This window comes from Micromonospora sp. R311, from assembly GCF_056780015.1.
In genome coordinates, this window is record NZ_JBSWCE010000015.1 from 52,739 (window position 1) to 75,876 (window position 23,138).

At 75.6% G+C, this 23,138-nt stretch carries 26 protein-coding genes; 16 read left to right on the forward strand and 10 right to left on the reverse strand.

Features of this window, described 5'->3' with window-relative positions; genetic code table 11:
- Window positions 1–30: 30 nt before the first annotated feature.
- Complete coding sequence (locus tag AC1WTP_RS14785; RefSeq protein WP_481649824.1) at window positions 31–345, reverse strand: STAS domain-containing protein; 315 nt, start codon at window positions 343–345, stop codon at window positions 31–33.
- 95 nt (window positions 346–440) lie between these two features.
- Here AC1WTP_RS14785 and map point away from each other — a divergent pair, with 95 nt between their 5' ends.
- Complete coding sequence (gene map / locus AC1WTP_RS14790) at window positions 441–1,298, forward strand: type I methionyl aminopeptidase (protein WP_447135585.1); 858 nt, start codon at window positions 441–443, stop codon at window positions 1,296–1,298.
- Window positions 1,295–2,011, forward strand: a complete 717-nt coding sequence (locus AC1WTP_RS14795; RefSeq protein ID WP_481649825.1) for a VIT1/CCC1 transporter family protein — start codon at window positions 1,295–1,297, stop codon at window positions 2,009–2,011. The genes map and AC1WTP_RS14795 overlap by 4 nt, the downstream gene beginning before the upstream one ends.
- A 61-nt stretch (window positions 2,012–2,072) precedes the next feature.
- On the opposite strand, the gene AC1WTP_RS14800 is transcribed toward AC1WTP_RS14795, so the two are convergent.
- From AC1WTP_RS14800 to AC1WTP_RS14830, 7 genes are all read right to left on the reverse strand, one after another.
- Window positions 2,073–2,810 carry a nucleotidyltransferase domain-containing protein gene (locus AC1WTP_RS14800; protein ID WP_481649826.1) on the reverse strand — a complete coding sequence of 246 codons (738 nt, stop codon included), beginning with the start codon at window positions 2,808–2,810 and terminating at the stop codon, window positions 2,073–2,075.
- A 57-nt stretch (window positions 2,811–2,867) separates the two neighbouring features.
- On the reverse strand, window positions 2,868–3,368 hold the full coding sequence (locus tag AC1WTP_RS14805; RefSeq protein WP_481649827.1) for a nitroreductase/quinone reductase family protein: 501 nt from the start codon (window positions 3,366–3,368) through the stop codon (window positions 2,868–2,870).
- Window positions 3,369–3,429: 61 nt separating this feature from the next.
- A complete protein-coding gene (locus tag AC1WTP_RS14810) occupies window positions 3,430–6,150 on the reverse strand; it encodes an FtsX-like permease family protein (RefSeq protein WP_481649828.1) in 2,721 nt (906 codons plus the stop codon).
- Window positions 6,147–6,911 carry an ABC transporter ATP-binding protein gene (locus tag AC1WTP_RS14815; protein WP_481649829.1) on the reverse strand — a complete coding sequence of 255 codons (765 nt, stop codon included), beginning with the start codon at window positions 6,909–6,911 and terminating at the stop codon, window positions 6,147–6,149. Before AC1WTP_RS14815 ends, AC1WTP_RS14810 begins: the two co-directional genes overlap by 4 nt.
- Window positions 6,908–7,489, reverse strand: a complete 582-nt coding sequence (locus tag AC1WTP_RS14820) for a PadR family transcriptional regulator (RefSeq protein WP_481649830.1) — start codon at window positions 7,487–7,489, stop codon at window positions 6,908–6,910. Before AC1WTP_RS14820 ends, AC1WTP_RS14815 begins: the two co-directional genes overlap by 4 nt.
- 66 nt (window positions 7,490–7,555) lie before the next feature.
- On the reverse strand, window positions 7,556–8,005 hold the full coding sequence (locus tag AC1WTP_RS14825; protein ID WP_481649831.1) for a ferritin-like domain-containing protein: 450 nt from the start codon (window positions 8,003–8,005) through the stop codon (window positions 7,556–7,558).
- Entirely contained in the window at window positions 8,002–8,454 is a 453-nt protein-coding gene (locus AC1WTP_RS14830; RefSeq protein WP_481649832.1) for a hypothetical protein, read from the reverse strand. The genes AC1WTP_RS14825 and AC1WTP_RS14830 overlap by 4 nt, the downstream gene beginning before the upstream one ends.
- 229 nt (window positions 8,455–8,683) lie before the next feature.
- On the opposite strand from AC1WTP_RS14830, the gene rimP reads away from it, so the two are divergent.
- The 12 genes from rimP (at window position 8,684) to AC1WTP_RS14890 (ending at window position 19,459) form a co-directional block, all read left to right on the forward strand.
- Window positions 8,684–9,352: a ribosome maturation factor RimP gene (rimP, locus tag AC1WTP_RS14835; RefSeq protein WP_481649833.1), complete on the forward strand. Its 669-nt coding sequence runs from the start codon at window positions 8,684–8,686 to the stop codon at window positions 9,350–9,352.
- Window positions 9,349–10,392 carry a transcription termination factor NusA gene (nusA, locus tag AC1WTP_RS14840; protein WP_481649834.1) on the forward strand — a complete coding sequence of 348 codons (1,044 nt, stop codon included), beginning with the start codon at window positions 9,349–9,351 and terminating at the stop codon, window positions 10,390–10,392. Before rimP ends, nusA begins: the two co-directional genes overlap by 4 nt.
- 16 nt (window positions 10,393–10,408) lie before the next feature.
- Window positions 10,409–10,741, forward strand: coding sequence for a YlxR family protein (locus tag AC1WTP_RS14845; protein ID WP_447135575.1), 333 nt, complete (start codon window positions 10,409–10,411; stop codon window positions 10,739–10,741).
- A gap of 93 nt (window positions 10,742–10,834) precedes the next feature.
- Window positions 10,835–13,846 carry a translation initiation factor IF-2 gene (gene infB / locus AC1WTP_RS14850; RefSeq protein WP_481649835.1) on the forward strand — a complete coding sequence of 1,004 codons (3,012 nt, stop codon included), beginning with the start codon at window positions 10,835–10,837 and terminating at the stop codon, window positions 13,844–13,846.
- Window positions 13,847–13,936: 90 nt separating this feature from the next.
- On the forward strand, window positions 13,937–14,230 hold the full coding sequence (locus tag AC1WTP_RS14855) for a DUF503 domain-containing protein (protein WP_481649836.1): 294 nt from the start codon (window positions 13,937–13,939) through the stop codon (window positions 14,228–14,230).
- Window positions 14,231–14,375: 145 nt separating this feature from the next.
- The gene (gene rbfA, locus AC1WTP_RS14860; RefSeq protein WP_481649837.1) at window positions 14,376–14,873 is read left to right on the forward strand and encodes a 30S ribosome-binding factor RbfA; all 498 of its coding nucleotides are present in this window, start codon (window positions 14,376–14,378) and stop codon (window positions 14,871–14,873) included.
- Entirely contained in the window at window positions 14,870–15,949 is a 1,080-nt protein-coding gene (locus AC1WTP_RS14865) for a DHH family phosphoesterase (protein WP_481649838.1), read from the forward strand. The genes rbfA and AC1WTP_RS14865 overlap by 4 nt, the downstream gene beginning before the upstream one ends.
- 119 nt (window positions 15,950–16,068) lie before the next feature.
- Window positions 16,069–16,476, forward strand: a complete 408-nt coding sequence (locus tag AC1WTP_RS14870; RefSeq protein WP_447135570.1) for a hypothetical protein — start codon at window positions 16,069–16,071, stop codon at window positions 16,474–16,476.
- Window positions 16,476–16,685: a DUF6186 family protein gene (locus AC1WTP_RS14875; protein WP_481649917.1), complete on the forward strand. Its 210-nt coding sequence runs from the start codon at window positions 16,476–16,478 to the stop codon at window positions 16,683–16,685. Before AC1WTP_RS14870 ends, AC1WTP_RS14875 begins: the two co-directional genes overlap by 1 nt.
- 212 nt (window positions 16,686–16,897) lie before the next feature.
- A complete protein-coding gene (locus AC1WTP_RS14880) occupies window positions 16,898–17,038 on the forward strand; it encodes a hypothetical protein (protein ID WP_481649839.1) in 141 nt (46 codons plus the stop codon).
- Window positions 17,039–17,475: 437 nt separating this feature from the next.
- Entirely contained in the window at window positions 17,476–17,988 is a 513-nt protein-coding gene (locus AC1WTP_RS14885; protein WP_481649840.1) for a P-loop NTPase family protein, read from the forward strand.
- A 142-nt stretch (window positions 17,989–18,130) separates the two neighbouring features.
- Window positions 18,131–19,459, forward strand: coding sequence for an MATE family efflux transporter (locus AC1WTP_RS14890; RefSeq protein WP_481649841.1), 1,329 nt, complete (start codon window positions 18,131–18,133; stop codon window positions 19,457–19,459).
- An 8-nt stretch (window positions 19,460–19,467) separates the two neighbouring features.
- Here the strand turns inward: AC1WTP_RS14890 and AC1WTP_RS14895 are convergent, their stop codons facing one another.
- Window positions 19,468–20,550: a hypothetical protein gene (locus AC1WTP_RS14895; RefSeq protein ID WP_481649842.1), complete on the reverse strand. Its 1,083-nt coding sequence runs from the start codon at window positions 20,548–20,550 to the stop codon at window positions 19,468–19,470.
- Window positions 20,551–20,561: 11 nt separating this feature from the next.
- Complete coding sequence (locus AC1WTP_RS14900) at window positions 20,562–20,864, reverse strand: hypothetical protein (protein ID WP_481649843.1); 303 nt, start codon at window positions 20,862–20,864, stop codon at window positions 20,562–20,564.
- A 228-nt stretch (window positions 20,865–21,092) separates the two neighbouring features.
- Here AC1WTP_RS14900 and truB point away from each other — a divergent pair, with 228 nt between their 5' ends.
- Both truB and AC1WTP_RS14910 read left to right on the forward strand, forming a co-directional pair.
- Entirely contained in the window at window positions 21,093–21,974 is an 882-nt protein-coding gene (truB, locus tag AC1WTP_RS14905) for a tRNA pseudouridine(55) synthase TruB (protein WP_481649844.1), read from the forward strand.
- 85 nt (window positions 21,975–22,059) lie between these two features.
- Complete coding sequence (locus AC1WTP_RS14910) at window positions 22,060–22,989, forward strand: bifunctional riboflavin kinase/FAD synthetase (protein ID WP_481649845.1); 930 nt, start codon at window positions 22,060–22,062, stop codon at window positions 22,987–22,989.
- The last annotated feature ends 149 nt before the right edge of the window (window positions 22,990–23,138 follow it).

Genomic DNA, 23,138 nt, shown 5'->3' on the forward strand with positions numbered 1-23,138 from the left:
GGCCCGGCCGGCGCGCGGCGGGCGCGGTCGTCAGGCCGGGCGGAACCAGCTCTGGTCGCCCAGGCCGGCGATCTCCAGCACCCGGCCGACCTGCCGGGACGGCAGCACGGTGAGCGTGCCGGGGAACCGCTGGGCGAGCCGCACCAGCGCGTGGATCGCCGCCGAGTCGAAGAAGGTCACCGCGCGCAGGTCGAGGGTGATCCGCTCGGCGGGCTCGCGCAGCGCGGTCTGCACCATCGTGTCGGCGGTGGCCATGTCGACCTCGCCGGCGACCACGACGCGGAGGTGATCGCCGTCGATCTCGGCGCTCGCCGAGAAGACGGGAGGTGTGCCCCCTTGATCCACGCGAACACGATGGCACAGGCGGCCTGGCTGGGCAACCGTCGCCACGGGGTGGGCAGTGGCGCGGCTCACCACACCCGCGGCGATAGGCTTGCGTCATGACCGTCCGTGCGCCGCTGACCCCAGGCACGCTCTCCCCGTGGCGGCAGGTGCCCGCCCACATCCCCCGCCCGGAGTACGTGGGCAAGAAGCGTCCGCAGGAGTGGCGTGGCTCGCACGTGCAGACGCCGGAGACCATCGAGAAGATGCGGATCGCCGGCCGGCTCGCCGCGCAGGCCACCCAGCTCGCCGGGGAGCACTGCAAGCCGGGGGTCACCACCGACGAGATCGACCGGGTGGTGCACGAGTTCCTCTGCGACCACGGGGCCTACCCCTCGACGCTGGGCTACAAGGGCTTCCCGAAGTCCTGCTGCACCAGCCTCAACGAGGTGATCTGTCACGGCATCCCGGACTCGACGGTCCTGCAGGACGGCGACATCATCAACGTCGACGTCACCGCCTACCTCAACGGGGTGCACGGCGACACCGACGCCACCTTCTGCGTGGGCGAGGTGAGCGAGGAGGCCCGGCTGCTGGTCGAGCGGACCCACGAGGCGATGATGCGGGGCATCCGGGCGGTCGCCCCGGGCCGCCAGATCAACGTGATCGGCCGGGTCATCGAGTCGTACGCGAAGCGCTTCGGTTACGGGGTGGTCCGCGACTTCACCGGCCACGGCATCGGCGAGTCCTTCCACAGCGGCCTCTACGTGCCGCACTACGACAGCCCGCGCCCCACCGACCTGATGGAGCCCGGGATGACCTTCACCATCGAGCCGATGATCACCCTCGGCACCTACCAGTACGACATGTGGGACGACGGCTGGACGGTGGTCACCAAGGACCGCCGCTGGACGGCCCAGTTCGAGCACACCATCGTGGTGACCGAGGACGGCCACGAGATCCTCACGCTGCCGTGACCGAGACTCCGGCGGCGCTGCGCGAGGCGCACCACGCGGACGTCTCCGGCGGCTGGCTGCGCCCGGCGGTGTTCGGCGCGATGGACGGGCTGGTCACCAACATCGCCCTGATCGCGGGCGTCGGCGGCGGCGGGGTGTCGCCGCGCAGCATCGTGCTGACCGGCACCGCCGGCCTGGTGGCCGGCGCCATCTCGATGGGGCTGGGCGAGTACACCAGCGTCCGCTCCGCCAACGAGCAGGTCGCCGCCGAGGTGGCCAAGGAGCGGCGGGAGCTGGAACGCCACCCCGAGGCGGAGGCCCGCGAGCTGGCCGACGCCTGGGTGGCCCGGGGGCTGCCGCGCGACCTCGCCATGCAGGTCGCGGAGGCGGTCCGGCGCAACCCGGAGGAGGCGCTGCGGATGCACGTCCGGGAGGAGTTGGGCGTCGACCCGGACGACCAGCCCAGCCCCTGGGCGGCGGCGATCTCGTCGTTCCTGTTCTTCTCGGCCGGCGCCCTGGTGCCGCTGCTGACCTACCTGCTCGGGTTCACCAACCTCTGGCTGGCGCTCGGGGTGGGCGGGCTCGGGCTCTTCGCGGCCGGGGCGGTGGTCGCCCGGTTCACCAACCGGCCCTGGTGGTCCAGCGGCCTGCGCCAGCTGCTGCTGGGCGCCGCCGCCGCCGCGGCCACCTATTTGATCGGCGCCCTGATCGGCGTCCAGGGCGGCATCGGCTGACCCGGTGGCGCGGGCCCTTGGCCGGCCCGGCGTGCTCGGCCCGCCGCGCTCCCGGTCGGGGTCAGCCGTCGAGGAGGTCGTCGACGGTGCCGTCGACCGGGCGGCCGCGGGCGGCGAGTTCCGCCGCCTGCCGGGCCAGCACCGCGCCCACCTCGGTCATGTCCGCGCCGGCCAGGCCGGTACGCCGCACCGCGTCGCCGGGGTCGCGGAAGTAGGTGCGGCTGAGCAGGCCGCTGACGCTCGCCGCCGCCAGCCGCGCCTCGCCCAGCATCAGCAGCGCCTGGTCCGTCTCGTACCACTCGGCGAGCCGGGCGGCCCGGGCGTGCGCCGCGCTGCCCCGGTACCACGCCCGCCGGGCGGCGGTGCTGAACTCGGCGGGGCGGGCCCGGGCCAGCCGGCCCAGGTGCTCGTCGCGGAGCGTGCGCAGCCAGCCGGTCGGGTCGTGCAGCGGCCGGGTGGTGACGAACCGGTCGGCGGTCAGCGGCCACAGCGACGAGATCGTGCGGGCCCGGGTCAGGTAGTCGTCCGCGCCGGCCACCGTGAGATCGACCAGCACGCCGTCCACCCGGCGGGTGGCCGGGGGCGGCCCGGCGCCCGGCCGGTAGGTCACCACCAGCAGGCCGAGCTCGCCGTCCCCGCCGCCGTCGTCGTCGCCGTGGGCGAGCGGGCCGTGCACCGCCACCGCGAGCACGTCGGCCGGGAACCGCCGCCGGGCGGCGTCGGCCACCCGCTCGGCCACCGCCCACCGTGGATCGTCCAGGTACGCGTCCGTCCCGGCGTTCGCGGCGCTCGCGTCCACGCCGATCACCCCTGCCTCGTGCGGAGTGCCGCCCGTCGCCCGGGCGCCGTCACCACCCTAGCCAGGCGCCCCCGGGGTGGCGGGCGCGCCGCGCCCGGCGGGCACCAGCCGGAAGACGGGGATCTCCCGGCCACCGGCCCGCTGGACGTACGTCCGGTACGCCGGCCACTCGGTCACCAGCAGCTGCCAGAGCCGCTCCCGTTCGGCGCCGGTGGCCACCTCGGCGCGCACCGGGATCCGGCGGCCCTTGACGGCCACCTCGGCGGCCGGGTCGGCGAGCAGGTTCAGCGCCCATCCGGGCTGGTGCGGCTGGCCCCAGTTCGACCCGGTCACCACGTACGCGTCGCCGTCCGGCACGTAGAGCAGCGGGTTGCTGCGCGGCTTGCCGGAGCGGCGGCCGGTGGTGGTGATGACCAGCGACGGGACGAGCCCGAGCGCGACCACCCGCCCCCGGGTGAGCCGCCCGACCAACCGGTCGGCGGGGACGAGCAGACGGGCGGCGGCGCCGAACCAGCGGTGGTGGCCGAGTCGGCGGGTGAGGGATCCCAGCACGGGCACGGTGCCCAGTGTGCCGGCTGGCGGCCGTCCGCGGCACCCCCCGGGTCCGGCAGGGCGCGGTTCAGTCCAGCCGGCGCTCGATCGGCAGCCGGGACCGGGTGAACAGGCCCGCGCCGAGCATCGCGACCAGCGGCACCAGCACCAGGACGCCGAGGACGGTCCACGGGACGACCACCGGATACGGCTCCGACACGGGCCAGCTCGCGGCGTACCGCCGGTTGGTCGCGGTCAGGATGATCAGGGCGGTGCCGAGCCCGGCGACGATGCCGAGCGCCGAGCCGAGCACGGCGATCACGCCGGCCTGGCAGAGCGACAGCAGGCGGCGTACCCCCGGACCGGCCCCCACCGCCGCCAGGGTGGACAGGTCCGCCCGGCCCTCGGCCGCCGCGAGCCCGGTGGCGATGCCCGCGGCGCCCACCGTGATCACCCCGGACGCGGCCGCCAGCAGGAGCAGCAGCGGACGCGCCGCGCTCTCCTCGCGGCCCCGCTCGATCTCCACCGGTAGCCGGAGCGGGCGCAGCGCGGCGAGGAAGCGGTCCTGCCGGCGCTGGTCCGGCACCCCGTCGACCGCCCATCCGATGGACCGGGTGACCAGTCCGAGACGGTCGGCCGCCGGCGCCGAGAGCAGCAGCCGGTCGGCGCTGATGCCGGTGCGCAGCGCGTGACCGGGCAGGCTGGCGGTGGCCGGCGGCGGGGCGTCCGGGTCGTCGCCGAAGTGGCTGACCCGCACCCGCACCCGGCCGTCGACCAGGTAGCGCGGATCGGTGACCACCACCCCGCCGGCCCGCAGCACGGCGGTGGCGGCGGCCGCGTCCGCCGGCTCGGCGCCGGTGAGGATCGGCAGGGCGCTCCCGTCGTCCACCACCACCTGGAAGTATCCGCCGTAGCGGTCGTCGATCCCGTCCCGGCAACGGGCGTCGGCCCGGGCCCGCCGGCGATCCGCGGCGGAGAGGCCGTCGCCGGGCGACCACGGGCAGACCCGCTCCGCGGGCAGCATCGGGCTCACCGCGCAGCCGCCGCCGTCCGCCGTGCAGTCGGCCGTGGCCAACGGCGCGATGTCACCGGTGCCGAGCTGGGCGCGGGCCGCCGCGGCGACCCGCGCCCGAATCGCGGTGCCGTCCGGGCCGAGCGGGTGCGGGTGACCGACCACGGCGTTGCCGTACGGCAGGTTCGGCTCGTACATCCGGTCGGCGCGGGCCTCGTCGCTGGCCAGGTAGACGCCGAGGGCGACGCTGCCGGCGACCGCCGCCATCACCGCGGAGATGGCCGGCGCGGTCGAGGACCGGTTGCGGCTGGCGTCGCGCAGCGCGATCCGGGGAGCCAGCGGCAGCGCCCGGCCGATCCGGGCGAGCGACCCGACCAGCGTGGGGGTGGCGAAGACCAGCCCCAACTCGCCGAGCACCAACCCGGCGAGGGTCACGGTGGGGCTGCTCGCGGCCGCGCCGGCCGCGGCCACCGCCGCGCCGCCGGCCGCCAGCACCAGCCCGACGGTCAGCCACCGCCGCCGGTGGGCCGGGACGGTGCGCCGCCCGGCCAGCCCGGCGACCACGTCCTGCCGGGCGGCCGTCCAGGCCGGCGCCAGCGCGGCGAGCACCCCGGCCAGCACCGCGACTCCGGCGATCGTCGCCAGCGCCGCCGGCCAGCAGCGGTACCCACCGAAGCGCGCCCCGAACAGGTACTGCTCCACCAGTGGCCGGCCGGCGAACGCGGCCGCGACGCCGAGCGCCACCCCGGCGACGGCCCCGACCGCACCGAGCACCACCCCGTCGGCCAGCACGATCCGGCGCAGCTGGGCGGCGTCCCCGCCGGCCACCGCCACCAGCGCGAGGTCCCGCCGCCGGCGCCGTACGCCGACCGCGAAGGCCGGCCCGACCAGGAGCACCACCTCCAGCAACCCCAGCCCGCCGACCAGCACCCCGGTGCTCATCTGCTCGACGTCGACCGCGGGGGAGCGGCCCGGCCAGAGGGCGGCGTCGGCGGGCGGCGGGGGGACCGGCGCCGGGGTGCGGGCGGTCACCACGATCCCGGCGTCGTTGAGTCGGCGGACCAGGTCGCCGTCGAGGGCGGCGGGCAGGTCGACCAGGAAGGTGCGGTCCGGCGCCGCCCCGGCGTCGGGCGCGGCGGCCGGGTGCAGCGCCGCCACCGGACCCAGTTCCTCGGGAAACTCGACCACGCCGACCACGGTGTAGGTGGTGGAGCCGTCGGCGGCGGTCACCGTGCCGCCGGGGCGGACGTGCAGCCGGCGCGACGCCGCCGGGTTCAGCGCGATCTCGCCCGCCCCGGCCGGTGGCCGCCCGGAGCGGAGCCGGGCGAGCCCCGCACCGAGCGGGTCGGTGAGGTCGACCACCCGGCCGGAGAGCGTCTCGTCCCGGTCGCCGAGGCGGACCGGGACCGGCACCCAGCGGCGTACCTCCAGGGCCCGACCGCCGGCCGGCAGCAGCGCGGTGACCTGCTCGGCGGTGATCGGTCCGGGCGGCGGGCCGGATTCGCCGTGGTGGCTCCAGCCGTCTCCCCAGGCGTCCTGCGTCACCGGGCCCGGGCCGACCCAGCGCAGCTCGGCGTCGGCGGTCCCGAGCTGGCGTTCGACCTGCTCGGCGCGGGTCAGCTCGGACATGTCGTAGCTGGCGGCGGCGAAGCTCAGCGCCAGCACCGGCAGGGTGATCATGGCCAGCACCAGCGCGGTCCGGCCCCGGGCGCGGCGTGCCTCCCGCCGGGCGATGCGCAGCGCCGCCCGCCAGGACCCGATCGCCCCGGCGAGCCGGGTGTCGCGGCGCGGGCTCACCGCCCGCTGCCGGTCAACAGCTGCTCGACACCGACCAGCGGCGCGGTCGTGTCGACCAGCACCCCGTCCCGCAGGAACACCACCCGGTCGGCCCAGGCGGCGTGCCGCGCCTCGTGGGTGACCAGCACCCCGGCCGCGCCCGCGTCCACCCGGCGGCGCAGCAGGTGCAGCACCGCCTCGCCGGTCTGCGAGTCGAGCGCGCCGGTCGGTTCGTCGGCCAGCACCAGCCGGCGCTCGCCGACCAGCGCCCGGGCGATCGACACCCGCTGCTGCTGCCCGCCGGAGAGCTGGTCCGGGAAGCGGTCGCCCAGCTCGGGCAGGCCCACCTCGGCCAGCGCGTCCGTGGCCAGCCGGCGGGCCCGCCGCGCGCCGGCGCCGTCGAGTTCGAGCGGGAGGGCGACGTTCTCCACCGCGGTGAGGCTGCCGAGCAGGTTGAGGTCCTGGAAGACGTAGCCGATCCGGCGCCGGCGCAGTTGCGCCAGCCGCCGCCGGTCCAGCTCGCCCAGCGGCTGGCCCTCGACACGCACCTCGCCGGCGGTCGGGCTGTCCAGTCCGCCGGCGAGGGCCAGCAGGGTCGACTTCCCGGAGCCGGACGGGCCCATCACCGCGACCAGCTCACCCGGTCGCACCGACAGGCTCACCCCGCGCAGGGCGTGCACGGCGGCCGGGCCGGTGCCGTGGGTGCGGTGCACGTCGCGCAGGTCGAGCACGGCGTCGTCCGCCGCGCTCCGCGGACCGTCCGGCTCCCCGCCCGTGCTCACCGGCGTACCTCCTCGTCGGCCCGGTCCACCGCCCCGGCCGTGGTCGTCGGCCCGCCACCCGCCGGCCGGTACCGCACCAGGCTGCTCTCGCAGTGGTCCAGCCAGCGGACCTCCGCCTCGGCCTGGAACACCATCGCGTCCAGCACCAGCCGCCACGGCAGGTCCTCGGGGCGGTCGCTGGCGTACTTCAACCGGGTCAACTCCTGCAGCGTGCGCATGGTCGCGCTGCGTTGGGTCTGCACCACCGACCGGACGTCCACGCCCGGGGTGGTCAGCGCCAGGGCGAGCTTGATCGCCAGTTCGTCCCGGGGGCGGTCGGCCCGGCTGATCGGGGTGGCGAACCACAGGGCCAGGTCCGCGCGCCCGGCGTCGGTGATCTCGTACGGGCGCTGCCCGGCCTCGCTCTCGGGCAGCGACCGGACCAACCCGTCCCGTTCCAGACGGGACAGGGTGGTGTAGACCTGCCCGATGTTCAACGGCCAGGTCGAGCCGGTCGACTCCTCGAACGCGGCGCGCAGCTGGTAGCCGTACATCTGGCCGCGTTCGAGCAGGGCGAGCAACCCGTGACGGATGGACATGGCAACGGAGTATGCATACCTGGTATGCCACCCGCAACCGGAGGCGCGACGGCCCTGCGGCCGAGGTCAGGCGGGTCGGCCGGGGAACGGCACGGTCAGTGGGGTGATCCCGGCGGTGCGCCGCCAGCGGGTGGCGCGCAGCGCGTACTCCACCAGGGCGGCCAGCGCCTGGTCCCGGTCCGCTCCGGTGGTGTCCGGCAGGGCCGCCCGCCAGAACGCCGCGGTCCGCTCCTCGACCTCCACCGCCAGCCGCAGCGCGCTCGCCCGGTCGGTCACCGGAAACGGCAGCGCGTAGCCGGCCCGGTCCGGCGGGACCGTCCCGCCGGTGGTGCTCAACCGGAGCACCAGGGCGTCCCGGCGGCTCCGGTGGGCCGCCTCGGCGTCCCGGGCGGCCTCCCGGGCGGCTCCGGTGAGTCGCACCCCGATCGGGCCGTACGCCCAGATGGCGGCGTACTCGGCGGTGAGCGCGTCGGCCAGGACGGCGGGGGGCCCGGCCGGGGCGGTCGGCTGCGTCACTTCAGTGCCTCCACGTGGGTGGCCCGGGCGGCGGCGATCGAGCCGAGCAGCGCGGCCCGCTCCGCCGGCGCCGCCGCGCAGGCCTTCGTCGCGGTCTGCCGGCCGGCGCGTTCCGCCTCGCGCAGCGCGCCGAGGGCCGCGTCCGGGTCGGTCGCCGCGGGGTCGGACGGGGTCGGTGCGGGCGCCGACGGCAGCGGGGTGCCGATCACCCGGGCGAGTTCGGCCGCGTGCGCCTGGTGCGCCTCGGCGATCGGGGTGAGCCGGTCGGCCAGCGCCGGATGGGCGGCGGCGGCCGCCCGGTGTCCGGCGGCCAGCCGGAGCGACTCCTCAACCAGCGGCGCGAGCGGATCGGGGCCGGGGGCGGGGTCGCCGTCGCGGTCGAGAAGATCACAGCCGGTCAGCGGCGCGACCGCGCCGCCGAGGGCCAGCAGCGCCCCCGCGCGCAGCACCGTTCGTCGGGAATGCCCGGAAACCCGGCCGTGTTGTGTCGTTCTGCCCGTCGCCACCGGACAAGTCAACACCATCCGTGGCGGCACGTGGGCCACCGGCGTCGGTGCGCCGCCCGGTCCGGGACGGCGCGGGCGCGTTACGCTCTGCGCAGCCACCGGCGCGTCCGCCCCGGTGGCGTGCCGGCATGGCGGCAGACCGCCGCCGAGGATCAGGAGAAGGGTGCGCCAGATGACGCAGCGTGGCCGTGCCACCAGGCCGACGGGGAGACCCCGGCGCGCCGACGGCCCGCGCGGCGCCGACCGCGCCGGCGCCCCCCGCGGCGACCTGGCCGCCCGGCGCGCCCGGCTGCGTGAGGTCGTCGAGCCGGTGGTCAACGAAGCCGGCTACGACCTGGAGGAGCTCACCGTCTCCCGGGCCGGCCGGCGGCACGTGGTGCGGGTGATCGTCGACGCCGACGGCGGGATCAACCTGGACGCCGTCGCCGACGTCTCCCGGGCCGTCTCGGCGGCGCTGGACGCGGCGGAGGAATCCGGTGGCGACCTGGTCGCGGGGGAATACCAGCTGGAGGTCAGCTCCCCGGGCGTGGACCGGCCGCTCACCCTGCCGCGGCACTGGCGGCGCAACGTGGGCCGGCTGGTGAAGGTCACCGCCCGCGGCGGCCTGCCCGAGCAGCGCGGCGAACGCCCCGCGGGGGACCGGCAGGTCACCGGCCGGGTGGTCGCCGCCGACGACGAGCGCGTGGTGCTGGAGACCGAGGCCGGCCGCGCGGAGTGGGCCTACGCCGATCTCGGCCCGGGCCGGGTGCAGGTCGAGTTCACCCGCCTCGACGAGATCGACGAGACAGACGACACCGACGACTTCGACGACGACGATGATGTGGAGGACGAGGAGAGGTGAACATCGACCTCGCGGCGCTGCGCGCACTGGAGCGCGAGCGGGAGATCCCGTTCGACACGATCCTCGCGGCGATCGAGACCGCGCTGCTGACCGCCTACCGGCACACCGAGGGTGCGGAGCCGCACGCCCGGGTGGAGATCGACCGCAAGACCGGCGCCGCCCTGGTGTACGCGCAGGAACTGGACGACGAGGGCGGGGTGGTGCGGGAGTGGGACGACACCCCGCACGACTTCGGCCGGATCGCCGCCATGACGGCCAAGCAGGTGATCCTCCAGCGGCTGCGGGAGGCCACCGACGAGGTGCACTTCGGCGAGTACGTCGGGCGGGACGGCGACCTGGTCACCGGTGTGGTGCAGGCGCACGAGGCGCGGGCTGAGAAGGGCATCGTCAGCGTCGACCTGGGCAAGATCGAGGGCGTCCTGCCCCAGTCCGAGCAGGTGCCCGGCGAGCGCTACGCGCACGGCGAGCGGATCCGGTGCGTGGTGGTGCACGTGGCCAAGGGCATGCGCGGTCCGCAGATCACCCTGTCCCGTTCGCACCCGGCGCTGGTGAAGAAGCTCTTCGCGCTGGAGGTGCCGGAGATCGCCGACGGCACCGTCGACATCGCGGCGATCGCCCGTGAGGCAGGTCACCGTACGAAGATCGCGGTGCGCTCGACGACTCCCGGGGTGAACGCCAAGGGCGCCTGCATCGGCCCGATGGGGCAGCGGGTCCGCGCGGTGATGAGCGAGCTGCACGGCGAGAAGATCGACATCATCGACTGGTCGGACGACCCGGCGACCTTCGTCGGCAACGCGTTGTCGCCGGCCAAGGCGCTGCGCGTCGAGGTGGTCGACCTGGCCAGCCGGACCGCCCGGGTCACCGTCCCGGACTTCCAGCTGTCGCTCGCGATCGGCCGGGAAGGGCAGAACGCCCGGCTCGCGGCCCGGTTGACCGGTTGGCGGATCGACATCCGCTCCGACGCCGAGCAGGCCGCCGCGCCGGGCCGGGGCGAAGCTGATCACGTCCCGGAGCCGGGCGGCGCGATCTCGAGCAGCTAGGGGTAGACTTTCTCCAGTGGTACGACGCGCGCAGCCGGAGCGCACCTGTGTGGGATGCCGGCGGCGTGCGCCGGCCAGCGAATTGCTGCGGATCGTCGCGGTCGGCGACGAGGCTGGCTACAGCCTCCGGCCCGATCCGGCCCGCAGACTGCCGGGTCGGGGAGCGCACATGCACCCGGATCCGGCCTGCTTCGCGCTGGCGGTGCGGCGTCGCGCCTTCGGGCGTGCGCTGCGCATCACCGGGGTCCTCGACCACGGTGAGCTGGCGGAGCACGTCGATGCGCCAACCACTACGTCCGGTCAACCCGACCGGACGAGGGTCGCTAGCAAGGTAGGACGACCGACATGAGCACACGATGAAGTCGCAGAAATGACCAGGCTTCAAGTGCACGAGTGAGGTCGCTGCGGGTGCTGCCCGCACGACCTCGGAGTGAGGAGTGCAGTGGCAGGTAAGGCCCGCGTACACGAGCTTGCTAAGGAGCTCGGGGTCGAAAGCAAGACCGTTCTCGCCAAGCTGAAGGAAATGGGCGAGTTCGTGAAGTCCGCGTCCAGCACCGTCGAGGCGCCCGTCGCCCGACGGCTGCGTGGCGCATTCGTCGCGTCCGCCGGTGGTTCCTCGGCGCCGTCCGCCCCGGCGGCCGCTCCGAGCCCGGCGCCGACCCCGACGCCGTCCCCGACGCCGAGCCCGGGTGCCCCCCGGGTCTCGGCCAAGCCCATGCCGCCCCGGCGGCCGGCCGCGACGACACCCGGACCGAAGCCCAAGGGCCCGGTCCCCGGCCCGCCGCAGCCGGCGACCCCGGTCGCCAAGCCGGCGAGCGCGCACGACATCGAGGTGGCGGCCGCCGAGGCGCGCGCCGCTGCCCTCAAGGCTGAGCAGGAGGCCGCGGTCAAGGCCGCGCAGGCCGCCCGCCAGCAGCAGCGGGAGAACGTCCGCCGGGAGCCCCCGGCCGAGGGCGGTCCCCGTCCGGGTCCGCGTCCGGGTCCGAACGCGGTGCCGCCGCGTCCGGGTACCCCGGCCGCCGGTCGTCCCGGCGGGCCGACCCCCGGTCCGGGTGCCCGTCCGGGCGGTCGTCCGCCGGCGCGCGGCGCCGGTAACAACCCGTTCGGCATCCAGGGTGGCCAGCAGCAGCGGCCCCCGGCCGCCGGTGCGGGTGGCCCGCGGCCGAGCCCGGCGGGCATGCCGCCGCGGCCCAGCCCGGCCTCCATGCCGCCGCGGCCCAGCCCGGCCTCGATGCCGAGCCAGCGGCCCACCACCGGTCGCCCCGGCGGCCCCGGTGGCGGTCGTGGTGGCCCCGGCGGCGGCGCAGGTCGCCCCGGCGGCGGTGGCGGTGGCTTCCGCGGCGGTCCCGGTGGCGGCGGCGGTGGCGGTGGCTTCCGCGGCGGTCCCGGTGGCGGCGGCGGTGGCGGTGGCTACCGTGGTGGCCCCGGTGGCGGCGGCGGTGGTGCTCCCGGCGGCGGTTTCCGTCCGGGTGCCCCGGCCGGTGGCGGCGGTCGCCCCGGTGGCGGCGGTCGTGGCCGTGGCGGCGGCGCCGCGGGTGCCTTCGGGCGTCCGGGTGGTCGCCCGACCCGCGGTCGCAAGTCCAAGAAGCAGCGCAGACAGGAGTTCGACAACCTGTCGGCCCCGACCATGAGCTCGGGTGCTCCCCGGGGTCAGGGTCAGGTCGTCCGGCTCTCCCGTGGCGCCTCGCTGTCGGACTTCGCCGACAAGATCAACGCCAACCCGGGTTCGCTGGTCCAGGAGATGTTCAACCTGGGCGAGATGGTCACCGCGACCCAGTCCTGCTCTGACGACACCCTGCTGCTGCTGGGTGAGCACCTCGGCTTCAACGTGCAGATCGTCAGCCCGGAGGACGAGGACCGCGAGCTGCTCGCGCAGTTCAACATCGACCTCGACGCCGAGGTGGCGGAGGACCGCCTGGTCGACCGGCCGCCGGTGGTGACCGTCATGGGTCACGTCGACCACGGTAAGACCAAGCTGCTCGACGCGATCCGCAAGGCGAACGTGGTGGCCGGCGAGGCGGGTGGCATCACCCAGCACATCGGCGCCTACCAGGTCCACGTCCCGCACGAGGGCGAGGACCGGGCGATCACCTTCATCGACACCCCGGGTCACGAGGCGTTCACCGCCATGCGTGCCCGTGGTGCCCAGGTCACCGACATCGTGATCCTGGTGGTCGCGGCCGACGACGGCGTGATGCCGCAGACGATCGAGGCGTTGAACCACGCCAAGGCGGCCGACGTGCCGATCGTGGTGGCGGTCAACAAGGTCGACAAGCCGGAGGCGAACCCGGACAAGGTCCGCCAGCAGCTGACCGAGTACGGCCTGGTCGCCGAGGAGTACGGCGGCGACACGATGTTCGTCAACGTGGCCGCCAAGCCGGGCATCGGCATCGAGGACCTGCTCGAGGCCGTCCTGCTGACCGCCGACGCGTCGCTGGAGCTGACCGCTCCGATCGACGGGCCGGCCCAGGGTGTGGCCATCGAGGCGCACCTGGACAAGGGCCGCGGTGCGGTGGCGACGGTGCTGGTGCAGAAGGGCACCCTGCGGGCGGGCGACTCGATCGTCGCCGGAGGGGCGCACGGCCGGGTCCGCGCGATGCTCGACGAGAACGGCAACCAGGTCGCCGAGGCCGGGCCGGCACGTCCGGTGCTGGTGCTCGGTCTGACCGCGGTGCCGGGGGCCGGCGACACGTTCCTGGCGGCCGAGGACGACCGCACGGTGCGGCAGATCGCCGAGCAGCGGCAGGCACGGCGGCGGGCGGCGTCCTTCGCCAACTCCCGGGGCCGGGCCACCCTCGAGACGCTCATGGAGCAGCTCAAGGAGGGCGAGAAGACCTCGCTCAACCTGGTGCTCAAGGGCGACGTCTCCGGTTCGGTGGAGGCGCTCGAGGACGCGCTGTTCAACCTCGACATCCCCGAGGAGGTCCAGCTCAGGATCATCCACCGGGGCGTCGGCGCGATCACCGAGAGCGACGTCATGCTCGCGAGCGCCTCGTCCGAGGCGGTCACGATCATCGGCTTCAACGTGCGGGCGGCCAACAAGGTCCGCGAGATCGCCGACCGCGAGGGCGTGGAGATCCGGTACTACACCGTCATCTACCAGGCCATCGAGGAGATCGACGCGGCCCTCAAGGGCCTGCTCAAGCCGGAGTACGAGGAGGTCGAGCTGGGCAGCGCGGAGATCCGCGACGTGTTCCGCTCGTCCAAGATCGGCAACATCGCCGGCTGCATCGTCCGGTCCGGTGTCATCCGCCGCAACGCCAAGGCGCGGCTGCTGCGGGACGGGTCGGTCGTGGCGGACAACCTCACGATCAACTCGCTCAAGCGGTTCAAGGACGACGCCACGGAGGTCCGCGAGGGCTTCGAGTGTGGTCTGACCCTGGGTGGTTACAACAACGTCCAGGTCGGCGACATCATCGAGACCTTCGAGATGCGGGAGAAGCCGCGCGCCTGATCCCGCGGTGACGCACTGATCAAGGGGTTTACGCCGAAAGGCGTAAACCCCTTGATCATGTGGGGGTCCGGCCGGGTATCGTCCGGGGCGATGTTCACCGGAACCGCGCTCTTCGACCTGCTGCTGCCGGGCGACTCCCGGTCGCTCAAGGCCAAGAGATCATACGTACGCCCGATCGTGGCGGCGCTGCGTCGCTTCGAGGTGTCCGCCGCCGAGGTGGGCGCGCTCGACCTGCACGGCCGGGCGCAGATCGCGGTGGCCGTGGTGGCCGCCGAGGCGGCCCACGTCCGCGAGGTGCTCGACTCCTGCGAGCGCCTGGTGGCCGGCCGGCCCGAGACCGAACTGCTGTCGGTGCGCCGGCGGCTCTACGGCGAGGAAGACTGACCGGCGGGCGCCCGGCCGGCGCCACCCCGGTGCCGCGCGACGGGCCCGGCCGCGCAGGTAGTGTTCGAGATGTTGGCCGGTCGGTTCCGGCGGCGCCGTGGCGCCGTCGGCCGACCGGGAGCGGGACGCCGTGGAGGTGGCGGAGATGACGGATCCGGCCAAGGTACGCCGGCACGCGGAGCGTATTCGCGAACTGGTCGCGTCGGTGGTGCGGAGCCAGATCAAGGACCCGCGGCTCGGGATGATCACCATCACCGACGCGCGGATCACCGCCGACCTGCGCGACGCCACGGTCTTCTACACCGTGCTCGGTGACGCGGCGGCCCAGTCCAGCACCGCCGCCGCGCTGGAGAGCGCCAAGGGCATGCTGCGCAGCACGGTCGGCAAGGCCCTCGGGCTGCGACACTCGCCGACCCTGACCTTCGTCCTCGACGACGTGCAGGACCAGGTCAAGCACATCGACGACCTGCTCGCCGCGGCCCGTAACGCCGACGCCGAGGTGCAGCGGCTGGCCGCCAAGGCCGCGTACGCGGGCGAGGCCCAGCCGTACCGGCTGGACGAGGAGTCCGAGGACGAGGACGCGGTGGGCGAGGACGCCGAGGACGAGGACGAGACCCCGCCCCGGGGCGAGGACCGACGGTGACCGACCCCTCCGGCCAGCCCGGGAGCGCCCTCGTCGCGGCGGCGCCCCCGGCCGGCACCGGCCCCACCGAGGCCGACTGGGCCGCCGCCGTCGCGGCCGTACGACAGCTGCCGCCCGACGCCCGGGTGCTGCTGATCTGCCACGTCAACCCCGACGGTGACGCGCTCGGCAGCATGCTCGGCTTCGGCCTCGGCCTGCGGCAGCTCGGCGTACGCCAGTTGCAGGCGACGTTTCCCGGCCCGCCCGAGGTGCCCGAGCCGTTCCGCGGGCTGCCCGGGCTCGACCTGCTGGTGCCGGCCACCCGGGCCTACCCGGACCCGGACCTGGTGATCTGCTTCGACGCCGCGAGCGAGTCGCGCCTCGGCGAGCTGGTCGACCGGCTGACCGGCGCCGGCGCGGCCGTGGTGCTCGACCACCACGCCTCCAACACCGGCTTCGGCGACGTCAACCTGGTGGACCCCCGGGCCGCGGCCACCTCGGTGGTCGCCGAGGAACTGCTGGCCCGGCTGGACGTGCCGCTGGACGCCGGCATCGCCGAGTGCCTCTACGTGGCGCTGACCACCGACACCGGCTCGTTCCGGTTCGAGGCCACCACCCCGGCGGTGCACCAGATGGCGGCCCGGCTGCTCGCCACCGGCATCCGCCCCGGCGACATCTCCCGTCGGGTGTTCGACACCCGACCCTTCGGCGCCGTCCGGCTCTTCGGCGAGGTGCTCGGCCGGGCCCGGCTGGAGCCCGCCGCGGCCGACGGGCACGGCCTGGTCTGGACCTACGCCACCCTGGACGACCTGGCCCGCCACGACCAGCGGCCGTACGTGCTGGAGGCGCTGATCGACTCGGTCCGGTGCACCGCCGAGGCCGACGTGAGCTGCGTGGTCAAGCAGACCACCGCCGGCGAGTGGGCCGTCTCGCTGCGCAGCAAGGGCGCGGTCGACGTGAGCCGGGTGGCGGTCGCCCTCGGCGGGGGCGGGCACCGGTTCGCCGCCGGCTTCGTCGGCGCGGGTACCGCCGACGAGGTGGTCGACCGGATCCGCGCCGAGTTGCCCGGCGCGCTGCTGCACCCCGCCGAGGGCTGACCGCGACCCCTCGCCGGACGTCGGGCGGCGCCGGGCCGGGTTCGGGCGGGCAGAGATCAGGGTCAGCTCCGGGGAGTGTTGACCTTTCCGCGCTCGGTGACGGCGGGGAGAATTGCGGGATGGAGCACCCCCACGACCTCACCGTCGACGCGCCCCGCGCCTGGGACCGGCCCGCCGTGGCCGTGCCGGTGCTGGTCTGTCTCTCCCTGGTCGGCGGTCGCTTCCCGTCCTTCTCGACGGAGGCGAATCTCTACACCCTCGGCACCGGCGGCGTGTTGATCTGGCTGGGCCTGAGCAACCGGGTGCCCCGGCGGCCGGCGCCTGCCCGGCTCGGCTCCGGCGCGGTCTGGTGGACGCTGCCGGTGGTGGTCTTCGGCGTCTTCGAGGGGGCCACCTTCGTGCTCGCCGCGGGCGACGAGTTCCCCACCTTCTCCCGGCTCGCCGACCCGCTGCTGGAGGACCAGCTGGTCCGCTCGGCGGGCTGGCTGGTCTGGCTCTCCGCGTTCTGGGGGCTGGTGCGGCGATGATGCGGACGCTGGCCATCACGGGCTTCCTGGCCGCGCTGCTGCTCTTCGGCGCGGTCGAGTGGCTCGCCCGGCGGGAGGGCTCACGGATCCCCACGCTGGGCGAGGTCTGCGCGTACGTGATGCGCTACGAGGTGGGCCCGGTGCCGGTCGGCCGGATCGGGCTCTTCGGCTTCTGGTGGTGGCTGGGCTGGCACTTCCTGGCCCGCTGACCTGATCAGGTCCGAATGGCGGGAACCCCGGGCAGCATGTGGACCTGAACGATAGCTTGGGAAACGGCCGGCGCCGCACGTGGCGGCGGCCGTGGGCGGTGGGGCCACACCGGGCGCCGCCTCCCTCCAGGGTCGACCGACCCGGGCACACGCTGCCCCACCAGCCGCTCCGGTGACCCCGGACCGCTGTCGGGCGCTCAGCACGACCGCCCGTGAGAGCTGCCGTCCGGCGGCGGCTCGCACCCTGGAAGGGGATCACCACCATGCCGAGCAAGCCGAAGCCCGAGACCACCGACGAGGCCCGTGAGCAGATGCGCCGCGCGCTGCAGACGTCGATGGACACCCGTCAGTGACGCTGACCGACCGGCGGTGACGCCGCCGACGTGCCACGCCGACGACGTCACCGCCCACCCGGCGCCGACCGGCGCCGAACCCCTTCCTCCCAGACGCTGACCGCGCCCCCGCCGGTCCTCCGCGCCCGCTGACCGGGCCCCCGCCGGTCCTCCGCGCCCGCTGAGCGCGTCGACGCCGGTCCTCCCGGCCCGCCGGCTCCGGTCCGCCCCGGGGCGCTGACGGCAGGGTGATGCCGTACGCGATTCCGGTCGCCTTGCGGGCACTCACGTCGGTGCTCCCGGGCCGCTGACGGCGGCCCACGGCGGTCCGACCAATCCGTGGAGACTCCGCGCTCGTCCGTGGCGGCCAGGTCGGTCAGGGTGCCGGTCCCGAGCTCTCCGCAGGCCGGCGGCGCGGCCGTCCACCGTCCCGGCCGCGGGTCGCTACCGTCCCCGAGGTGCGACGGATTCTCATCGCCGGCAGCCCGGGCGCCGGCAAGAGCACCCTCTCCCGCGAGGTCGCGCGCCGGCTCGACCTCCCGCTGATCCACCTCGACCGGCACTACTGGCGCCCCGGTTGGGTGCCCAGCGACGACGCCTCATGGCGGGCGGTCGTCGCCGGTCTGGCCGCCCGGCCGGCCTGGGTGATGGACGGCAACTACGGCGGCACCCTCGACCTGCGCCTGCCCCGGGCCGACCTGCTCGTCCTCTGCGATCCGCCCCGGCGGCTCTGCCTGCTGCGGGTACTGCGCCGACGCTGGACGTACCGGGCCACCGGCCGCGCCGACCTGCCGCCCGGCTGCCCGGAACGGATCGAGGCGCAGTTCCTCCGCTACGTCTGGCGCTATCCCCGGCACTCCCGGCCCCGGCTGCTGCGCGGCGTCGAGACCTGGGCGCCCGGGTTGCCGGTGGTCCGGCTCCGCACCCCTGCCGAGGTCCGCCGCTGGCTCGGTTCCCTGCCGAAGCCGTGATCGTCCGATGCCCGGCAGGGCGGGTCCACGCCCAGGGCCCTGCCCAGGGTCAGACGATCCCGCGAGGCGTCGGCCGGCGACAGGGAATGTAAGTGATGGGGCGTCTTGCATGCCTTACCTGGCTGTGTCAGGATCGGCGGCGATGAGCCAGACCAGCACCCTCACCGCGGCGCGGGCCGCCTCGCCGCGCCGGATCGCCGCGCTCGCCCTGCCGGCCCTCGTCGTGCTGGCCGCCGAGCCGCTCTACGTGCTGGTCGACACCGCCGTGGTGGGCCACCTCGGCCGGGTGCCGCTGGCCGCGGTCGCCGTCGGCGGCACCGTGATGACGCTCACCGCCTGGCTCGGCACCGTGGTCGCGTACGGCACCACGGGGCGGTCGGCACGACGGTTCGGCTCCGGCGACCGGGCCGCCGCGGTGGCCGAGGGGGTGCAGGCCTCCTGGCTGGCACTCGGCGTCGGGCTGCTGGTCGCGGTCGGCATGCAACTCGGCGGTGGCGCGCTGGCGCGTACCCTCGCCGGGGGCGCCGGGGAGGTGGCCGACGCCGCCGGGCAGTGGCTGCGGATCGCGGCGCTCGGCACGCCCGGCCTGCTGCTCGCCGCCGCCGGCAACGGCTGGCTGCGCGGCATCCAGGACACCCGCCGCCCGCTGTGGTTCGTGCTCGCCCCCAACCTGCTCTCCGCGCTGCTCTGCCCGCTGCTGGTCTACCCGGCGGGGCTCGGCCTGACCGGCTCGGCCGTGGCCAACGCGGTGGCCCAGACCATCTCCGGCGGGCTGTTCGCCGCCGCCCTGGTCGGCGAGCGGGTCGCCCTGCGGCCCCGGCCGCGGCTGATCCGGCAGCAACTGGTGCTCAGCCGCGACCTGCTGATCCGGGGGGTGGCGTTCCAGGCCAGCTTCCTCTCCGCCACGGCGGTCGCCGCCCGGTTCGGCGCCGCCGCGGTCGGCGCGCACCAGATCGCCCTGCAGCTGTGGTTCTTCACCGCGCTGGTGCTCGATGCGCTCGCCATCGCCGCCCAGTCGCTGGTCGGCGCCGCGCTCGGCGCCGGCGACGCGACCGGGGCCCGCGCGCTGGCCCGCCGGGTCGCGCTGCTCGGCGCGGCCTGCGGCCTGGTGTTCGCGGTGCTGATCGCCGCCGGCGCCGGCGTGGTCCCGTCCTGGTTCAGCTCCGACCCACAGGTACGCGAGCAGACGATGGCCGCCTGGCCGTGGTTCGTCGCCATGCAGCCGCTGGCCGGGGTGGTCTTCGCCCTCGACGGTGTGCTGATCGGCGCCGGCGACGTCCGCTACCTGCGCAACCTCACCGTGGTGTCCGCGCTCGGCGGGTTCCTGCCGGCGATCTGGCTGGCGTACGGCCTCGACCTCGGGCTGGGCGGGATCTGGGCCGGGCTGACCCTGTTCATCGTGCTCCGGCTGGCCGCCCTGCTGCTGCGGCTGCGCTCCGGCGGCTGGGCGGTGGTCGGCGCGGTGCGCTGAGCTGCCGGTCAGCAGGCCTCTCCGTCGCCCGGCCGCCAGGTCGGGTCGTAGACGTCACCGGTCGGTCCCGGGGTCGGCCTGCGGCGCAACGGCTCCTCGGGGGCCAGCGCGAGGAAGCCCCGGCCGATGCCGGCGCAGTCGGCGTTGACCAGGGTGCTCGCCGCGTCCTGCACCCAGAGCCCGCGCGACGACGGGCGGACGTCGTCGGGGTGCGGCAGGTGCCAGACCACCCTGTCCCGCACCGTGACCAGCTCGGCCCCCGGCGGGTACTCCTGCGCCCGCCACAGGTCGAAGTGGTAGACCCAGATGAAGCTGGTGGTGATCTCCAGCACCCGAATGCCGTCCTGGTCGGTCGTCGCGCGGTAGCTGACCGTGCCCTGCGCCCGAACCCGGTCCTCGGCGTCCAGCCCCGGCTCGGCGTCGTCGTCCACGCGGGTCGCGTAGTTCAACACGCTGCCGTTCGACAGGTCGTCACGGACCTCGGCCCGGCTGTCCGCGGCCAGCAGGTCGAGGAAGGGCGCCGGGTCGCCGAGCTCCACCATCGACCGGTCGAGCCGCGCCTCGACGAGCGCCTGCCGGACCGTGGACAGGGCGTCCGTGACCTGCTCGGCCGTGAACGGGCCGGCTGCCTTCGCAGGCGGCGGGACGATGGCCTCCGCCCCGGCGGCGAACGACTCGGCCGGGGTGGCCGCCCACGGGCTGACCGAGTTGCCGTCGGCGTCGGTGGGCCGGGGCTGGCCGGGGACGCCCCGGCGGTCGGGCAGGAGCGGCCCGTTGTCCCGCGTATGGTCGTAGATCCCGAGCCCGCCAATGCCGAGGACCGCCAGGAACGCCAGCACCACCACGGCGGCGAGCCCGCCGAGCAGCTTCCCGCTGTGCTCCGCCCAGCCCAGCCGGAGCCGCTCGGCACGGGTCAGCGGGCGGTCCGGCTGCGGCTCGCGCATCCAGTCGGGTACCCGGATCGGTGCGGCCTCGGCGAACTTCACTCCGCCGACGGCATCACCGCGAGAAGGCTCGGCCGGTACCGACTGCGCGGTGCCGGCCGGTGAGGCGGCGGTCGCCGACCGGTCGTGCGGTGGGTCGGCGCTCATCGGGTCCTCCGTCACAGCTCACCGCGCATCATCTTGTGGAACAGGTAGAGCGTGCCGGTGACCAGGGCGGTCGCCGCCACGGCTACGCCGAAGAACGACAGGAACGCGCTCACCACCGGGTGTCGCTCGCTCCACCGGGGGCGGTCCCACCGCCGCCACAGCGCCCGGCGGGCCGTGCGCAGCGCCGGCACCCGCTCGACCAGCTCGGAGACGCGGCGACCGAGGGTCCGCCGGGGCGGCGTCGGAGTGCGCATCCACTCCGGCAGGTCGACGTGCGGGCGGTGTTCGTGCGCGGGCGGTACATCGGGGGCCATCGTGCTCCTGCCGGTGGTGGTGAGCCCGTTCCGGCTGGCGTCGGCCGCCGGTCGGACCCGCTGAGGGCGGATGATCTTCGCACCCGCGCCGGGGTGCCCGCCGCCCCGCCCGCCGGTCGGCCGGCAGGACCGGCCGACCGGAGGAACGGTCCATCGGCCGGACGTCGGATCCGGCTCCGCGTCCACCGCCGATCGCCCCGGCCCGGCCGTCTGGCAGGCTTGGGTGTCGTGAGCGCAGACGGTCTGATCGTGGTCGACAAGCCCGGCGGCATGACGTCGCACGACGTGGTGGCGCGGATCCGCCGGCTGGCCCGGACCCGCCGGGTCGGCCACGGCGGCACGCTGGACCCGATGGCCACCGGGGTGCTGGTGATCGGGGTGGGCCGGGCCACCCGGCTGCTGACGTACGTGATCGGCGCGGGCAAGAGCTATACCGGCACCATCCGGCTCGGCCAGGCGACCGTCACCGACGACGCCGAGGGCGACGTGATCGCCACCACCCCGGCCGGCCGGGTCACCGACGACGCGGTCCGGGCCGCGCTGACCGCGCTGACCGGCGAGATCGATCAGGTGCCGAGCGCGGTGAGCGCCATCAAGATCGACGGGCAGCGGGCGTACAAGCGGGTGCGCGAGGGGGAGAGCGTCGAGCTGCCCGCCCGCCGGGTCACCATCTCCCGGCTCGACCTGCTGGCGATCCGCCGGGCGGACGACGTGGTCGACGTGGACGTGGCCGTGGACTGCTCGTCCGGGACGTACATCCGGGCCATCGCCCGGGACGCGGGGTTGGCGCTCGGGGTCGGCGGCCACCTGACCGCGCTGCGGCGTACCGCGGTGGGTGGCTTCACCCTCGCGGAGGCCGCCACCCTCGACGAGTTGGAGCGGCGCGCGCCCGAGGTGGTCAACCTCCCGCTGGCCGCGGCGGCCGACCGGTTCTTCCCGCGCCGGGAGGCCAGCGCCGACGAGGCGAAGGTGCTCTCCCACGGCGGGCCGCTCGACCCGGCCGGGATCGCCGGCCCCTACGCGGTCTTCGACCCGGCCGGCGGCTTGATCGCTATCGTCAGCGAGCGGGACGGCCGGGCCCGCGCGGAGATCGTGCTCGCGCCGGCCTGACGGGCGGGCGCGAGCCCCGCCGCGGGCCGGCGGGAGGTTCACCCGGGGCCGGGTCGCGGCCGCGGGCAGGCAGGGGAGGAGCAGCATGCAGCGGTGGCGGGGGTACGACGCGGCGCCCGGTGGCTGGGGGCGGTCGGTCGTCACCATCGGGGTCTTCGACGGGGTGCACCGGGGGCACCAGGCGACCATCGGGCACGCCGTGGCCCGGGCCCGGGAGCTGGGCGTGAAGTCGGTGGTGGTCACCTTCGACCCGCACCCGGCCGAGGTGGTCCGTCCCGGCTCGCACCCGGCGGTGCTGACCGAGCCGGCCCGCAAGGCGGAGCTGATCGAGGCGCTCGGTGTCGACGTGCTCTGCGTGGTGCCGTTCACCCCGGAGTTCTCCCGGCTGCCGGCCGAGGCGTTCGTGCACGACGTCCTGGTGGAGCACCTGCACGCCGCCCTGGTGGTGGTGGGGGACAACTTCCGCTTCGGGCACCGGGCCGCCGGCGACGTGGCGCTGCTGGAGCGACTCGGCCGCACCTTCGGGTTCGGGGTGGAGGCCGGCCCGCTGGTCGCCGAGGCGGGCACGGTCTTCTCCTCCACGTACATCCGCTCCTGCGTCGACGCCGGTGACGTGGGCGCGGCGGCCGCCGCGCTGGGCCGCCCGCACCGGCTGGAGGGGGTGGTGGTCCGCGGCGACCAGCGCGGCCGGGAACTCGGCTTCCCCACCGCCAACCTGCTCTGCCACCGCTACGCGGCGGTGCCCGCCGACGGCGTCTACGCGGCCCGGCTGGTACGCCGCGGGCAGCGCGAGCCGCTGGCCGCGGCGGTGTCGGTCGGCACCAACCCGACCTTCTCCGGCCGGGAGCGGCGGGTGGAGGCGTACGCGCTGGACTTCACCGGCGACCTCTACGGTGAACGGCTGGCGCTGGACTTCGTGGCGCACCTGCGGGAGCAGATCCGGTTCGACGCGATCGAGCCGCTGATCGCCCAGATCGAGCAGGACGTGGAGCGGACCCGCCGGGCGCTGGGCTGACCGGAGGGCTCCGGGCGGGCCACCGGCGGCCCGCGGGCGCGCGACGCCCCGGTTCGCCGCCCTTGACCGGTCGGCGCCCGGCCGGGCTGGTAGTCTGGCGGGGACGTCGGCTGACCGACGTGGGGCCTCGCGTGCCTGCACGACGCCGC

Coding starts and splice junctions, on each gene's coding strand:
- map (WP_447135585.1), top strand. CDS start 441: ATGACCGTCCGTGCGCCGCTGACCCCAGGCACGCTCTCCCCGTGGCGG.
- AC1WTP_RS14820 (WP_481649830.1), bottom strand. CDS start 7,489: ATGTCCATCCGTCACGGGTTGCTCGCCCTGCTCGAACGCGGCCAGATG.
- rimP (WP_481649833.1), top strand. CDS start 8,684: ATGACGCAGCGTGGCCGTGCCACCAGGCCGACGGGGAGACCCCGGCGC.
- AC1WTP_RS14855 (WP_481649836.1), top strand. CDS start 13,937: ATGTTCACCGGAACCGCGCTCTTCGACCTGCTGCTGCCGGGCGACTCC.
- rbfA (WP_481649837.1), top strand. CDS start 14,376: ATGACGGATCCGGCCAAGGTACGCCGGCACGCGGAGCGTATTCGCGAA.
- AC1WTP_RS14870 (WP_447135570.1), top strand. CDS start 16,069: ATGGAGCACCCCCACGACCTCACCGTCGACGCGCCCCGCGCCTGGGAC.
- AC1WTP_RS14875 (WP_481649917.1), top strand. CDS start 16,476: ATGCGGACGCTGGCCATCACGGGCTTCCTGGCCGCGCTGCTGCTCTTC.
- AC1WTP_RS14890 (WP_481649841.1), top strand. CDS start 18,131: ATGAGCCAGACCAGCACCCTCACCGCGGCGCGGGCCGCCTCGCCGCGC.
- AC1WTP_RS14895 (WP_481649842.1), bottom strand. CDS start 20,550: ATGAGCGCCGACCCACCGCACGACCGGTCGGCGACCGCCGCCTCACCG.
- AC1WTP_RS14900 (WP_481649843.1), bottom strand. CDS start 20,864: ATGGCCCCCGATGTACCGCCCGCGCACGAACACCGCCCGCACGTCGAC.
- AC1WTP_RS14910 (WP_481649845.1), top strand. CDS start 22,060: ATGCAGCGGTGGCGGGGGTACGACGCGGCGCCCGGTGGCTGGGGGCGG.